13 protein-coding genes and 1 pseudogene are annotated in these 14,337 nt (G+C 70.2%); 7 read left to right on the top strand and 7 right to left on the bottom strand.

Going from position 1 to position 14,337, the window contains the following annotated elements; all coding sequences use genetic code 11:
• Nucleotides 1-342 precede the first annotated feature (342 nt).
• Nucleotides 343-1,050, top strand: coding sequence for a hypothetical protein (locus D7X55_RS22705; protein WP_147442848.1), 708 nt, complete (start codon nt 343-345; stop codon nt 1,048-1,050).
• 9 nt (nt 1,051-1,059) lie between these two features.
• Here D7X55_RS22705 and D7X55_RS22700 read toward each other — a convergent pair.
• Nucleotides 1,060-1,377: pseudogene (locus tag D7X55_RS22700) on the bottom strand (Sua5 family C-terminal domain-containing protein); the annotation flags it as partial.
• A gap of 233 nt (nt 1,378-1,610) precedes the next feature.
• Between D7X55_RS22700 and D7X55_RS22695 the strand changes: the two are divergent.
• On the top strand, nt 1,611-2,384 hold the full coding sequence (locus tag D7X55_RS22695) for a hypothetical protein (protein WP_121724160.1): 774 nt from the start codon (nt 1,611-1,613) through the stop codon (nt 2,382-2,384).
• A 263-nt stretch (nt 2,385-2,647) separates the two neighbouring features.
• Here D7X55_RS22695 and D7X55_RS22690 read toward each other — a convergent pair whose 3' ends face one another.
• Nucleotides 2,648-3,721, bottom strand: a complete 1,074-nt coding sequence (locus D7X55_RS22690; protein WP_121724159.1) for a virulence RhuM family protein — start codon at nt 3,719-3,721, stop codon at nt 2,648-2,650.
• Between the two features lie 59 nt (nt 3,722-3,780).
• Entirely contained in the window at nt 3,781-4,746 is a 966-nt protein-coding gene (locus D7X55_RS22685) for an L-threonylcarbamoyladenylate synthase (RefSeq protein ID WP_121724158.1), read from the bottom strand.
• Nucleotides 4,747-4,778: 32 nt separating this feature from the next.
• Here D7X55_RS22685 and D7X55_RS22680 point away from each other — a divergent pair, with 32 nt between their 5' ends.
• The 5 genes from D7X55_RS22680 to D7X55_RS22660 all read left to right on the top strand — a co-directional run bounded on the left by D7X55_RS22680 (nt 4,779) and on the right by D7X55_RS22660 (nt 10,827).
• Nucleotides 4,779-6,194 carry a TIGR01777 family oxidoreductase gene (locus tag D7X55_RS22680; RefSeq protein WP_121724157.1) on the top strand — a complete coding sequence of 472 codons (1,416 nt, stop codon included), beginning with the start codon at nt 4,779-4,781 and terminating at the stop codon, nt 6,192-6,194.
• A gap of 70 nt (nt 6,195-6,264) precedes the next feature.
• Nucleotides 6,265-7,191, top strand: a complete 927-nt coding sequence (locus D7X55_RS22675; RefSeq protein WP_121724156.1) for an ABC transporter ATP-binding protein — start codon at nt 6,265-6,267, stop codon at nt 7,189-7,191.
• Nucleotides 7,188-7,910, top strand: a complete 723-nt coding sequence (locus D7X55_RS22670; protein ID WP_120550503.1) for an ABC transporter permease — start codon at nt 7,188-7,190, stop codon at nt 7,908-7,910. The genes D7X55_RS22675 and D7X55_RS22670 overlap by 4 nt, the downstream gene beginning before the upstream one ends.
• Nucleotides 7,907-9,778 carry a Gldg family protein gene (locus D7X55_RS22665; protein WP_121724161.1) on the top strand — a complete coding sequence of 624 codons (1,872 nt, stop codon included), beginning with the start codon at nt 7,907-7,909 and terminating at the stop codon, nt 9,776-9,778. The genes D7X55_RS22670 and D7X55_RS22665 overlap by 4 nt, the downstream gene beginning before the upstream one ends.
• Entirely contained in the window at nt 9,775-10,827 is a 1,053-nt protein-coding gene (locus D7X55_RS22660; protein ID WP_121724155.1) for a hypothetical protein, read from the top strand. The genes D7X55_RS22665 and D7X55_RS22660 overlap by 4 nt, the downstream gene beginning before the upstream one ends.
• Here the strand turns inward: D7X55_RS22660 and D7X55_RS22655 are convergent.
• The 4 genes from D7X55_RS22655 to D7X55_RS44765 form a co-directional block, all read right to left on the bottom strand.
• On the bottom strand, nt 10,811-11,566 hold the full coding sequence (locus D7X55_RS22655; RefSeq protein WP_121724154.1) for a GvpL/GvpF family gas vesicle protein: 756 nt from the start codon (nt 11,564-11,566) through the stop codon (nt 10,811-10,813). The genes D7X55_RS22660 and D7X55_RS22655 overlap by 17 nt on opposite strands.
• 32 nt (nt 11,567-11,598) lie before the next feature.
• Nucleotides 11,599-12,009: a response regulator gene (locus tag D7X55_RS22650; protein ID WP_120550500.1), complete on the bottom strand. Its 411-nt coding sequence runs from the start codon at nt 12,007-12,009 to the stop codon at nt 11,599-11,601.
• The gene (locus D7X55_RS22645) at nt 12,006-14,135 is read right to left on the bottom strand and encodes an ATP-binding protein (RefSeq protein WP_120550499.1); all 2,130 of its coding nucleotides are present in this window, start codon (nt 14,133-14,135) and stop codon (nt 12,006-12,008) included. Before D7X55_RS22645 ends, D7X55_RS22650 begins: the two co-directional genes overlap by 4 nt.
• A gap of 4 nt (nt 14,136-14,139) precedes the next feature.
• Nucleotides 14,140-14,337: hypothetical protein (locus D7X55_RS44765; RefSeq protein ID WP_121724153.1), on the bottom strand; the 198-nt coding region annotated here is incomplete at its 5' end.

Raw genomic sequence — 14,337 nt, 5'->3', positions numbered from 1 at the left:
GGCTCCAGCTTGCCCGGCGCCTCCTGCTTGCAGGCGGTGAACGCGAGGGCGACGAGCAGACCGGACAGACTTCGCTTCACGGGGACACTCCTGGGTGACCGTCGCGGGATAGCGGAGCGGACGGCGGTTGTAAAAGGGAGAACGGGCGATGACGCGGCCCGCCTGAGTCGGCCCTTCCAGTCCGCTCCCCTCTGCGAAGGCCAAGCCTGGGCGACCGGGCCCCCTGGCCGCAAGTCCCCCCTGGGGCATCCGGCGACCCAGCTTCCGCAGTCACCCCGTATTCCTCTATGTCCGCGCGTCGTGAAGCGCGGGGATGTTCGTGACTGCAATGGGAGCAAGGCAATGAAGCTTGGGGCTTTTGGGTTGTTGGGGGTGCTGGGATTGGCGGCGGGCTGTGCGACTTCGACTCCGGACAAGCCGTCCGCGCTGGAGCGGCGGCAGGCGATCCGCGATGCGGCGGACAAGACCTACCGCAGCTCGGAGGGGTTCCAGGGCGCGCACTGGGGGATGTCGCCGGACGAGGTCCGCGCCACGCTGCCCGAGGCGACCGTGGCCCCGGATGGGACGCTGCGGATGAAGACGACCATCGCGGAGCTGCCGGCGGAGGTGTCGCTGGGGTTCCTGGAGAACCGGCTGGCGGCGGTGGACGTGTTCTTCCAGGACGTGGCGGATCCGCGCACCTTCCAGTCGCTGATGCGGGACCTGCTCACCCGGAAGTTCGGCGAGCCGAAGACGGCCCGTGAGGTGAAGCGCCAGGTGAAGTGGGGAGACGTCCCCGTGCGCTTCGCCGCGGACCTGGCGCCGCTGCAGGAGGCGGACGGGGCGGCCTCCGCGGAGGCCCTGGAGAGCGCGCTCGCGGGGCAGGGACAGTTCAAGGTCCTCAACCGGTGGACCACCGACGAGACCCACGTGAACCTGACGCAGTGGACCCTGCCGACCCGGGGCCTCATGGCCATCCAGTACGAGAGCGCGAAGTACTCGCCCAGGCGCGCGGGCCTCATCGGCCGCTACACGTCCAAGGCGCGTCAGGAGCTGGTGAAGGACCTCTGAACAGCTGTCGCGGGGCGCCGCCGCGCGGGACAGCCGGTCCCGCACGGCGATGCCCAGCCCGCTCGCGGCGGGCAGACAGGCCACGAGCACGTCGTGGCCCTGTTCGTCGGCTTCACGCAGCCGTGCGTAGAGGACTCGTGCGGCCTGCGCGGGTTCTCCCGGCACGTCGAAGCGCTGCACGTCGGAAGGCAATGACAGTGACGCGGGGCCCAGCACGCCTACGCGCAATCCCTGTGCACGCAGCGCTTCCACGCGCTGCACCGCTTCGTGCGGTTCCGCGAGCACCACGCCGGCCCGGGGCGCGTAGTGGGACTCCAGCGAACCGGACGCCATGGTCAGGACGACCCATAACTACCCCGCAGCAAGGCCCATGTCGCTGTCCCCCCTCTGGACAGAGAGACTGGGCGACCCGGGCCCTCCGCCGCAAGTCCTCCTGGGGCATCCAAGCCCGGCGCCCTTCATGCTTTATGATTGCTTCTGCCCGAGAGTCCACCCCGGTGGGGACACCCGTTTCATGAGGGGTTTGCGTCTGAAGGGCCGTCTTGGAGATTCGAGGTTCCATGAGACTGAGCGTGCTTGGCTGCATCTTGATGGCGTGCCTCACCGCTGCCTGCGTGACCACTCGCGAAGAGCTGATCGAGAAGAAGCGCCATGGGGCCATGGAGGACTGGCGGAGTCAGGGGGCCGCCTATCGGAGTTCCGAGGGCTTTCAAGATGCCCGTTGGGGCATGCGCGTCGAAGAAGTCCGAGAGCTCTTCCCGGATGGGAAGATGCTCAATGAGAATGCGATGCGCTGGAAGTCCACCATCGCGGACCTGCCAGCAGTTGTGACGTTTGCCTTTCTGAAGGGCCGATTCGTCGCGGTCGACGTCTTCTTTCCAGATGCCGGCAACGTTCGGGACGCACATCTGCTGATCCGGCGGCTGCTCAATCGGAAGTTCGGGACCCCGGTACACGATCGGGATACGGCCGATGAAGCGCAACGGCGGGTTGGCAGCTATCGCTCTGCCGCAGATACCGTGTACGCGCTGGGGAAGCTCACGGAATCACTCACCGGGGTTCACCAGGAACAGTACGCGCAGCAGCGCATTGATGTCAGGGCAGAAAACGATGAGGCTGAAGCCCGACGACAAGCGCGCTCTGCCTCGAAACGATTCGTGCTGCTGAGTCGGTGGGCGACGGTCGAAAGCGACGTCAAACTCAGGAGCGTGAAAACGCCAGGCATTGATGCCGTGGTTATCGAATATGAGAGTGCGAGATATGCAGCGGAGCTCGTAGCGGCCCGGCAACGCACAAAGGAACTTGAGCTTCAGCGCATGACCAAGGGGCTTTGAGGGCTGTCGACCACGAACAAGGTTGGTGCGTGTCTCGTTTAGCCTTCGCGGGCGCCGCCGCGCTGGACAGCCGGTCCCGCACGGCGATGCCCAGGCCACTGGCGGGTGGACAGGCAACAAGCACTACACCCCCTGGTCGCGCAGTGCGAGACTCGCGACCCGTGAACTCGCTCCATGGCGTACGTACTCACTGGCGCCGCACGCCCCAGCACGCGCTCTACGTCCGCCATCCCCAGGAAGGAGTCATGGCGTGCATCTTCGCCTCATGACTTCTTCTTCCCCCGTCCCCGGACCTTTGCCTCAATCTGCTTCGTCTGCTCTACGGCGCGGTCGAAGTCAGACGTGGGTTGGCTCGCCTCAAGCCGTCGCTGTTCCGCGCGGTAGCGGTCGAACTCGGACTCCGCATGCGAGCTGGCCAGTTCGCGACTGACCCGCCCTGCATGCGACAGGACGTCGCGTTCGTTGAACTCCAGGAAGCCGTCCAGTTTCGCTACCCAGTCGGCCATGGTCATCGGGCGCCGCCGCCGTGCCTGGTCCTCCGCGTAGTCCAGGTACATCGTGACGATGCGGTTGAGCTCCTGAAGCTCCTGCTGCTGGAGGTAATTCTTCGCGACCGTGACGTCGGCTCTTCGGATAGGGCCTTTGGGGGCGTTCTTCCAGGTCGCGAGCCCCATGTTTGGCTGTGCCGCGTTGGCGCGCTCGCGGATCAGTTCCGCGGCGGTGTGTCCGTGAATGGCCCAGTGAAGCTTGTTCTGCACGGTCGCATAGAAGGTCTGGGTGAGGTCCGACTGTGAGTCGTAATCGAAGCTGCACTGGGCGTAGATGTCTGTGACCTTCTGGTAGAAGCGCCGCTCCGAGGCCCGGATCTCGCGGATGCGCTCGAGCAGTTCGTCGAAATAGTCCTCGCCCAACTGGGCCGTGGACTGGAGCCGGGCGTCATCAAGTACGAAGCCCTTGACGAGGAATTCGTCCAGGCGGGCTGTTGCCCACTGTCGGAAGCGCGTCCCCTGGGTGGATCGCACGCGGTAACCGACGGCGAGGATCGCTGGCAGGCAATAGTGTTCCACGAGCCGCGCGACCTCGCGGGAGCCCTCGGTTTGAACTATCCGGAATTTCCGGATGGTTGCTCCGGGATCGAGTTCTCCCTCCTCATGGATGTTCTGAAGGTGCTCGTTGATGGTCCGGACATCCTTGCCGTACAGCTCGGCCAGTTGCTTCTGGGTCAGCCAGACGGTCCCTTCCTCGAGCCGCACGTGGACCCGGGACATTCCATCGTCGCCAACGTAGACCAGGAACTCTCCTGCATTGGGGTCGAGCGCCTTCCTATCGGTGGTCATACGTGCGGCTCCGCGTCGATCTGCTCACCCGTTCTCATGCACTCCACACGTCTGGAAGCTCAGCTGTCGCGGGGCGCCGCCGCGCGGGACAGCCGGTCCCGCACGGCGATGCCCAGGCCGCTGGCGGCGGGCAGACAGGCCACGAGCACGTCGTGGCCCTGTTCGTCGGCTTCACGCAGCCGTGCGTAGAGGACCCGCGCGGCCTGCGCGGGTTCCGCCGGCACGTCGAAACGCTGCACATCTGTAGGCAGTGACAGCGACGCGGGGCCCAGCACGCCTACGCGCAATCCCTGTGCACGCAGCGCTTCCACCCGCTGCACCGCTTCATGCGGCTCAGCGAGCACCACTCCGGCCCTGGGCGCGTAATGCGACTCCAGCGAACCCGATACTCGCACCGTAGTCGACGTGCGCACCGGCACCGCGCGCCCCAGCACGCGTTCGATGTCCTCTGTCGCCAGTCCTCCGGGCCTGAGGATGGCGGGGGCTCCAGAGGACAGGTCCACGATGGTGGACTCCACGCCCACCGTGGCCGGACCTCCGTCCAGCACCAGGTCCACGTCGCTGCCCAGGTCCCGCTGCACGTGCTCCGCGGTCGTCGGGCTCACCTTTCCGAAGCGGTTGGCGCTCGGTGCCGCCACGCCTCCGCCCAGCCGCTCCAGCACCTCCATCGCCACGGAGTGTCCGGGCACTCGCAGCGCCACCGTGTCCTGGCCTCCTGTCACCGCGTCCGTGGCCTTCGCCGTCCGCCGCAGCACCAGCGTCAGCGGCCCTGGCCAGAAGGCCCTCGCCAGCGCCGTGGCTTCGTCCGGTACCTCACGGGCCCACTCGGGCAGGTACTCTTCATCCGGGATGTGGACGATGAGCGGGTGGTTCGCCGGACGCCCCTTGATGGCGAAGACGCGGCGCACGGCCAGCTCGTCCTCGGCGTTGGCGGCCAGTCCGTAGACCGTCTCTGTTGGCAGGGCGATGACACCGCCGCGTCGCAGCAATTCGACTGCACGGTCGAGGAGGTCGGGAGTAAGCATGCTCGGGTCGCACTGTCTCCCCTGGAGAAACCATGGGCAAGTCGCACGTTTTCGATGCGCGCAGCCAGATGCCTGTCCCCGCCGCCGACCTCTTCACCTGGCACACCCGCGAGGGGGCCTTCGAACGCCTGTCGCCCCCCTGGGAGACCGCCGAGGTCGTCGACCGCTCCGGTGACGGCATCCGCCCCGGCGCCCGCGTCGTCGTGAAGCTCCACCTGGGCCCCATCCCTCAAACCATGGTCGCCGAGCACACCGCGTACGTGGAGGGCTCGTCGTTCCAGGACACCCAGCGCGAGGGCCCCTTCGCGAAGTGGATCCACGACCACCGCATGCAGCCCTCGGGGCCCCAGGCCTCCCTGCTGGAGGACTCCATCCAGTACGAGCTGCCCGTGGGTACGCTCGGGGACACCTTCGGTGCGGGCTACGCGCGCAAGCGGCTGGAGCGCATGTTCGCGTACCGCCACTCGCTCACCCGCGCGGACCTGCGCCGCCATGCCCGGTTCGCCTCCCAGGGCCCGCTCACCGTGGCCATTGGCGGCGCGTCCGGCATGCTGGGCTCGGCGCTGGCGTCGTTCCTCACCACCGGCGGCCACCGCGTGAAGCGGCTGGTGCGTGGCCGCGCGAACCCCGCCCGAGGTGACATCGCCTGGGCGCCCGACAAGGGCACCGTGGACGCGGCGGGCCTGGAGGGCGTGGACGCCGTGGTGCACCTGTCCGGCTCCAACGTGGGCGAGGGCCGGTGGACCGAGGAGCGCAAGCGGGAGATCCTCAAGAGCCGCACGGAGAGCACCCGCCTCCTGTGTGAGACGCTGGCCCGGAACACTCGCAAGCCGCGCGTGCTCATCTGCGCGTCCGCCGTCGGCTACTACGGCAACCGGGGCGAGGAGGAGATCACCGAGACGTCCTCCTCCGGCGACGGCTTCCTCGCGGACGTCACGCGCCAGTGGGAGGCGTCCACCAGGGCCGCGCAGGACGCAGGCATCCGCGTGGTTCACCTGCGTATCGGCGTGGTGCTGGACGCGCGGGGCGGGGCGCTCGCGAAGCTGGCGCTCGCGACCCAGGCGGGCGGCGGCGGGCCCGTGGCCTCCGGACGCCAGTGGATGAGCTGGGTGTCGCTGGAGGACGTGCTGGGGCTCATCCAGTTCGCCATCTTCACGCCGTCCATCCAGGGCCCAGTCAACGCCGTGTCCCCCAACGCCGTGCGCCAGGGGGAGCTGGCGAAGGTGCTGGGCAAGGTGCTGCACCGCCCGGCGGTGTTCCCGCTGCCCGCCGCCGTGGTGAAGACCGTGTTCGGTCAGATGGGCGAGGAGACCCTGCTGTCCAGCACCCACGCGCTGCCCACCGTCGCCCAGGCGAACGGCTTCTCCTTCCTCCTGCCCGGCCTGGAGGAGGCGCTGCGCTTCACCCTGGGCCGGACCACCGACGGCGCGGAATACCGCCACGGGTGAGGCCGGTGCTTGACACTCCTCGGGCGGGGCGACAGAAGTGCGCCGCTTCCCCTCGCTTCGAGGAGTCCTGATGATCCAGGTCGAAGGGCTGACGAAGTTCTACGGCGAGCACGCGGCCATCCGGGACCTGGCCTTCACCATCGGCCAGGGCGAGGTCATCGGCTTCCTGGGCCTCAACGGCGCGGGCAAGTCGACGACGCTCAAGATTCTCGGGTGCGTGCTGCTGCCCACCTCGGGCCGCGTCGTCATCGACGGGCACGACGTGGTGAGCCAGTCCCACGAGGTGCGCCAGCGCATCGGCTACCTGCCGGACGTGCCTCCCGTCTACGAGGAGATGACGGTGGGCGAGTACCTGGCCTACGTCGCCCGCCTGCGCGACGTGCCCGCGAAGGCCACCGCGTCCCACGTGGGCGAGGCCGAGGAGAAGACCGGCCTGCGCGACGTGCACGGCGAGGTCATCTCCACGCTGAGCCACGGCTACCGCCAGCGCGTGGGGCTGGCGCAGGCGCTGGTGCACAAGCCCGCGCTGCTCATCCTCGACGAGCCGACCAGCGGACTGGATCCGCTTCAAATCGTGGAGATGCGCGATGTCATCCGCGGGCTCAAGGGCGCGCACACGGTGCTCGTGTCCAGCCACATCCTCCCGGAGATTTCGCAGACGTGCGACCGGCTGCTCATCATCCACAAGGGCACGCTGCTGGCGCAGGGCAGTGAAGAGGAGCTGTCGCGGAGCCTGGGCGGACCGTCCATCGTGCTGGAGGTGCGGGGCGACCGGGCGCGGGCGCTCGAAGCGCTCCAGGGCTTTGGCGCGGTGGAGACGCGGGAAGGGGAGCGGGGCGTGCTCTCCATGAAGATCGCGGCGGCGCCGGATTTGCGGCCCCAGGTGGCGCGAGCGGTGGTGGGCGCGGGACTGGAGTTGTTGCGATTGGACGCGAACGAGGGACAGCTGGAGGCGCTGTTCCTGCGCCTGACGCACGGGCAGGAGGTGAAGGCGTGAAGGCGCTCCTGATTGCGCGCCGCGAGCTGGCCGGCTACCTGCGCACGCTCAGCGGCTACGTCATCCTGGCCATCATCCTCGCGGTGAACGGGCTGTTCTTCAACGCCTATGCCCTGGGCGGCGCGAGCAAGCGCTCCGCGGAGGTGCTGTCCGGCTTCTTCTACTACTCCAGCGGCTTCACCATCGTGGCGGCCATCCTGGTGTCCATGCGGCTGCTCGCGGAGGAGCGCCAGACGGGCACGCTGCCGCTGCTGTACGCGTCGCCGGTGCGCGACCGGGACATCGTGCTGGGCAAGTTCCTGGCGGGGCTCGCGTTCCTGGCGCTGTACCTGCTGCTCACGCTCTACATGCCGCTGCTGGTGCTGGTGAACGGCAAGGTGTCCTTCGGGCACGTGGCGGCGGGCTACCTGGGGTTGCTCCTGTTGGGGAGTGCTTCGCTGGCGGTGGGCACGTTCGGGTCGGCGCTCGCGAAGAACCAGCTGCTCGCGGCCATCTTCTCCGCGGTGATGCTGGTGGCGCTCATCCTGTGCTGGCTGCTGGCGCGCATCACCGAGCAGCCGCTGTCGGACGTCTTCAGCGCCATGTCGCTGTGGAACCAGCACTTCCCTCCGTTCCAGGCAGGGCTCATCCACGTGCGGGACGTCGTCTACTATCTGGTCGTCACCTACGTGGCGCTGTTCGCGGCCACACGGGTGCTGGAAGCGCGGAGGTGGCGATGAGCTCGCCGGCTGCTTTCGGGACGGGGCTGGCCGCGACGGGCGCGTTCGTCGCGGGGCTCGTCGCCGTGTTCCTCGCGGAGCGCGTGCTGGGCGTGGGCTCCGGCCGCGTGGCGCTGGCGGCGCTGGGCACGGCCGGAGTGGTGGCCGCGACGGCGTGGCGCGCGGTGCGGATGATTGCAGCGCCTCCGGAGCGGCGCGCGCTGGAGCGGTGGGTGCTCACGCTGTACGTCGTGGGGCTGACCGCGCTGGTGCTCTACTTCGTGAAGGGGGGCGTGGGGACGGCGCTGTTCGGTGAGCCGCTGTCCCGCTCCGCGCCGAAGCTGTCGGGCGTGCTGGCGGTGCTGTTCCCCGCGCTGCTCCTGTGCGCGCTGGTGCCGCTGGCGATGGTGGAGGCCGCGCTCGTGGCGATGGCTCGGGCGCCGGTGCCGGAGACGGGCCGGGTGAAGAGCGCGCTGTTCTCCGGCCTGGGCGTGGCGTTCGTCGTCGTGTTCGCGTTCGCGGCGACGTACGTGGCCACGGCGGCGGACGCGACGTGGGACCTGTCGTACTTCCGGACCGCGAAGCCGGGGGAGGCCACGCGCAAGCTGGTGCGCGGCCTCAACGAGCCCCTGCAGGTGACGCTCTTCTTCCCTCCCGCGAACGAGGTCGGCGAGGCGGTGCGGCAGTACTTCCGCGACCTGGAGCCGGAGAGCCCGCAGCTGAGCGTCGAGGCGCTGGACCAGGCGGTGGAGCCCGCGCGTGGCAAGGCGCTGGGCGTCAGCAGCAACGGCTCCGTGGTGCTGGCGCGAGGGGACCGCAAGGAGATCCTCTCCCTGGGCCTGGATCCGGAGCGTGCACGGGGACAGCTCCAGCGGCTGGACGCGGAGGTGCAGCGGCGGATGCTGGCGGTGGCGAAGCCCCGTCGCATCGTCTACCTCACGGGAGGCCATGGGGAGCGCGCGGACACGCGGCCCGTGCCGGGGGAGGCGGCCCGGCCGTCGGTGGCGCAGTTCAAGGAGTTGCTGCGCTCGCAGAACGTGGACGTGCGCACGCTCACGGTGGCGGAGGGATTGGGTTCGGCGGTGCCGGGCGACGCGGCGATGGTGGCGGTGGTGGGGCCCACGCGTGAGCTGCTTCCGGAGGAGACCGCAGCGCTGCGCGAGTACTGGGAGCGGGGCGGGCGGCTGTGGATTGCCTTGGAGCCGGATGGCGCGGCACTGGAACCGCTGCTTCAGTCCATGGGGCTCAAGTCGCTGCGCATCCCGCTGGCGAACGACCGGGTGTTCTTCCGCACCACGCGGCAGCAGAGCGACCGGGGCAACCTGGGCACGGCGAGCTTCTCCTCGCATCCGTCGGTGACGTCGCTGTCCGCGCTGGGTTCGCAGGGCGCGGTGGCGTTCCTGGGCGCGACGGCGCTGGAGCCGCTGACGCCGCCGGTGCCGGGCGTGCTGCTGGACACGAGCGTGCGCGCGCACGGCGAGACGTTCGCGGACCGCAACGGCGACTTCGAGCGGGAGCCGGGAGACGTCACGAAGGCGTGGCCGCTGGTGGTGGCGGTGGAGAAGTCAGCGGGGGAGGGGAAGCCCGCGTCGCGCGCGGTGGTGATGGCGGACGCGGACGCGCTGGGGGACGGCATCCTGGGCAACGTGGGCAATGCGTATCTCGCGGTGGACACGCTGCGCTGGCTCTCCGGTGAGGAGGCGCTGTCCGGCGTGACGGAGAGCGAGGAGGACGTGCCGTTGCAGCACACGCGCTCGCAGGACGTCGTGTGGTTCTACGCGACGGTCTTCGGCATGCCGGTGGCGGTGCTGGCGGTGGGCTTCTTCGTGACGCGGCGGCGCGGGCGTCGAGCGCCCCGGAGCACCGCGGTGGCGGGAGGTGCGCGATGAAGGCGCGCGACGTGGCGGTGCAGGGCGTGCTGGCGGGGGTGGCCCTGGTGGCCGCGTTCTTCGTGTGGCAGCGCGAGCCCTCGCGCGCGCCGGGCGAGGTGACGGTGGAGGAGGGGCAGGCGAGCTCGCTCGACCGCATCCGGTACGACGAGGAGACGCGCTTCGTGGAGCTGCTGCGCGACCCCCAGGACCGCGACACCCTCTGGGTCCGCCTGGGCAGCAAGCCCGTGAAGCCGGGAGCCGGGGCTGGAGCGACGGATGGCGGCGTGGCGGATGGGGGTTCCATCGTCACCACGGATACCGACGCGGGGACACCCGCGAGCCCCACCCCCGTGCCTCCGCCCCGCGAGCTGCGCGGCAACGACGTGGCGCTGAAGCTGTTCTCCCGCCTGGCTCCGCTGCGCGCGCAGCGGGACCTGGGCGTTCTGGACGACAAGAAGCTGGATGAAATCGGCCTCGCGAAAACGGAGCGCGGCCTGACGCTCACGCTCGATGGAACGCCTCGCACGTTCCGCGTCGCCACGCCTGCCTCGGGCTGGGGCCCTCCCTACCTCCAGCGCACCTCCGACGGGCACGTCTTCCTGCTGGGCCCCGCGCTGCTGACGGACCTGGAGGCCGCGGCCAGCCGGCTCGTGGACCGGCGCCTGCACACCTTCGACGTGGACGGCTTCGACCGCGTCGTCATCACCACCGGCACCACGTCCCGCGCCTTCGCCGCCAGCGGCAAGCCCCCGGGCGCCGTGCAGCTGTCGCCCGAGAATGCCCCCGGCACTCCGGACGACTTCGCCCGCAACTGGCATGACCGCCTGTGGCGCCTCACCCCCGTGGAGCTCCTGGGCCGGGGCGAAGCCCCTCCAGGCCCCGCTCCCACGCCCGCCTTCCGCGTGGAGTACCAGCGCGGCGGCAAGGCCGTGGGCGAGCTCTCCATGGCGAAGACGCCGGACGGCTCGTGGTACGCGCGCACGGAGTTCACCCCCGGCTGGGCCCGCATGGGCGGCGGCCTGGAGCTCCTGGCCGAGGACGCCGTGAAGCTCACCTCGCCGCGCTGAGCTCCACGTCCAGCCGCACGTCCACGAAGCTGTACGCCGGCCACGGCCCCGTGAACCGGAACGTGTACGCGTCCAGCCGCGCCACCAGCGACAGCACCCGCGCCTCGAACGCGGCCACCCGCGTGCGGTCCACCAGGTACGCCGCGTTGAACATCATCCGCTCACCCAGCGGCGGCGCCTCGTGCGTGGCTTCCGCCAGCGGCCGCAGGCCCGCCCTCAGCCCGTCCAGGTCCTTGGAGGTGCGGTCGCGCAGCGCCGCCTCCAGCCGCGACTCGTGGTCCTCTTCCAGTTCGGCCGGGCCGCGCGCCAGCTCCGGCCGCGCGTCCATCAACCTGCGGGTCAGCGCGTCGCCGTGGCAGTACACCTTCAGCCCCAGCTCCACCCGTCCCTCCAGCTCCGACAGGGCCCGGCTCAGCGGCGCCCGCGCCACGCGCAGCAGCTCCCGCACGCGAGCCTCCGACGGCAACACCGTCCCGAAGGCCACCGGCACCAGCGTGTGCTCGCGCACCACCGCTTCGGTGACGCGCTGGTGTGTCAACAGGTGCGCCCGCGTGGGCACCACCCGGGGGCCCGTCACCTCGGACACCAGCGCCGCGAGCCCGCCCTCGCGCACCAGGCGCACCGGGGACTCGCCCAGCCCCGCGAGCTCCAGCGTCCATCCGCCGTCCTCGCGCACGACGCCGTAGAGGTAGTGCGCCGGCCCCTCGCGCGAGGACTCCGCCTGGGTCTTCGTCGTCATGACGTGCCCCCTCCCTGACGTGACGGCTTCTTTCAGCGCGCGGCCGCAGCCTCGCGCCGGGCAATCATCTTCTTCACCTGGTCCACCAGCGCGTCCGGCAGGCACGGCTTGGTGACGTACGCGTCACACCCGGCCTCGTTCGCGTCCTCCGAGTGGCCCTTCAGGGCATGCCCCGTGAGCGCCACCACCGGGATGGCCTTCGTGCGCGCGTCGCCCTTCAGCCGGCGCGTCGCCTCCCAGCCGTCCATCACCGGCAGGGACAGGTCCATCAGGATGACGTCCGGCACCAGCTCGAAGGCCTTGTCCAACGCCTCCTGACCGTTCTTCGCCTCCGCCACGCGGAAGCCGGAGAACTCCAGGTACTCCGCGTACATCTCCCGGGCATCCTGGTAGTCGTCCACCACCAGCACGAGCGGCTTTTGTTTTTCCGGGGTGTTCGTCATGTCCGTCTCGCACGTCTGGGAAAGTGCAGGGTGAAGGTCGAGCCCTGGCCCGGAGCGCTCTGGAGGGAGACGCGTCCCCCCAGCATCGCGGCCAGGCGCCGGCAGATGGACAGACCCAGGCCCGTTCCCCCATAGGCCCGCGTCGGGGAGCTGTCCACCTGCTGAAAGTCCTCGAAGATCTTCTCCTGGTTCGACTCGTCGATTCCGATGCCCGTGTCCTTCACCGAGATGGCCACGGTGCCGGTGGCGTTCTGATACCCCGCCGTCACGTGAACGCCGCCCTCGTGCGTGAACTTCAGCGCGTTGGACAACAGGTTGAGGACGATCTGCTTCACCTTCTGTCGGTCGCTCCACACGCCCGGCAGGTCCTCGGCCAGCTGCGTCTCCACCGTCAGCTTGCTGCGCGCGATGATGGGGTCCATCTCCGCCATCACCTCCTGCAACAGCTCCGGGATGCCGAAGTCCGACAGGTGCAGGGGCATCCGCCCCGCCTCGATGCGGGTGATGTCCAGGATTTCATTGATGACCTCCAACAGGTGCCGCCCGTTGGAGTCGATGCGCGTGAGGTTGCGGCGCTGCGGCGGCGTCATCTCCCCGGACACGCCCTGCAACAGCATGTTCGTGTAGCCGAGGATGGCGTTGAGCGGCGTGCGGAACTCATGCGACATGTTGGCCAGGAACTGCGACTTGGCCGCGCTCGCCTGCTCCAGCTGGATGGCCTGCCGGCGCAGCTTCTCGTTCTGCTCCGCCAGCTCCGCGGTGGCGGACTGCACGCGCGCCTCCAGTTCGCTGGAGACCTCCTTCACGCGCTCCAGGAGCCGCGCCCGCTCCAGCACCTCCGTGCGGTCGTGGAAGACGGTGACGATGCCCGTCAGCTCGCCCCCGTCGCCCAGCACCTTGTTGGCCATGGCCTCCATGGGCACGGGCGCGGCGGTGGACGGGTCGTCCAGGGTCAGCTGGCTCTTCCAGCGCGACACGCCCGCGTTCTCCGGCCCCAGCAGGTTCGCCAGGAAGGACGCGAAGAGGGCGTCGTTGGCGCGCACCCGGCGCAGGGTGGCTTCGTCCGGCGCGCTCCCGCCCGTGGCGCCGTGCTCGTGGGGCCACGCGAAGAGGCGCTCGGCCGGGTCGTTCATCATCACCATGCCGCCCGCGGGGTCGGTCAGGATGATGGGGTCCGCTACTGAATCCAGCACCCGGTCCAGGCGGTGGCGCTCGCTGCGGGCCTCGCGCTCCGTGGCGCGCAGCCGCCGGTAGCTCTCTCCCAGGGCCTGCGTGGCGCGGCCCAGGTCGGTGAGGTTCCTGAGCACGCTCACCACCACGGACGGGCCGTCCGGCGCCAGCACCGGCGTGGTGACCAGCTCGAAGAGCAGGTCCATGCCCTCCAGCGGATCCACCAGCGGCACCTCGTGCCGGTGCACGGAGGTGCCCCCTTGCGCGAGCGTCTCCCGGAACAGCCGCTGGTTGAGCTCCACCGCGCGCGTGCGGCCAGGGCCCGCGTCCGGACCCGCCACCAGCAGGGCCTCCGCGCGGGCGTTGGCGAACAACAGCGTGCCCTCCGTGTCCGTGAGCAGCACTGGATCCGACACCGCGTTGATGACCCGCTTCAGCAGCCGGTCCGGCTCCGGCCGGCGCGGCGCCCGCGCGTCCGACGCCAGCTGCCGGGCCAGGAGCGGCCCCGCGCAAGACGCCACCCACGCCACGTCCTCCGGCACGGCCGGGCCGGGCAGCCCCACCACCAGCAGCGCGGCCGCGGGCGCCCCGGAGCGCCCCAGCGGCACCGCCAGGAACCCGCCCGGAATCACCGCGCCCTCCACCGCGTCCGCCGCCAGCCACCGCGCCCCGGGCCGGTGGCGGAAGGCCGCCAGCGACGAGCCCGGCGCATCCCACGCCCGGGCCAGCGCGGCCTGCTGCGCGCCCGACAGCGCCTCGCTGGCCAGACACGCGGAGGCACCCGCGCCATCCCCTGGCCCGATACAGGCGGCCGGCGCGCCATGCCTGCGCGCGAGCCACTCCACGACCGCTCGCGCACAGGCGACGGCGGATTCGCAGGCAAGCAGGTGCTCGGCGAGCACGAGGCGCGCCCCGGGGTCGGCTTCGGCGGGGGGCAGCGGGGCTGGGGACGCCACGACCTTACGCTCCGGGTGAAGAGGGACGCGGTGAACGGCCGCGCTCCTGCGAGTCTGCGGTGCGAACCTCCGAAAATGCCACCACGATGCGCGACTCTCCCTCCCGGGGAGTGGCGCGACCCAGGGCCTCCAGGGCGGATGTGTCGAAGCGCAACCCCCTGTCCATCAGGCGGTCCAGCACGTCCACCAGGCTGGTCCCACC

Source organism: Corallococcus sp. AB049A (assembly GCF_003668885.1).
GTDB lineage: Bacteria > Myxococcota > Myxococcia > Myxococcales > Myxococcaceae > Corallococcus > Corallococcus interemptor.
This window is presented reverse-complemented; position numbering and strand designations above follow the sequence as displayed.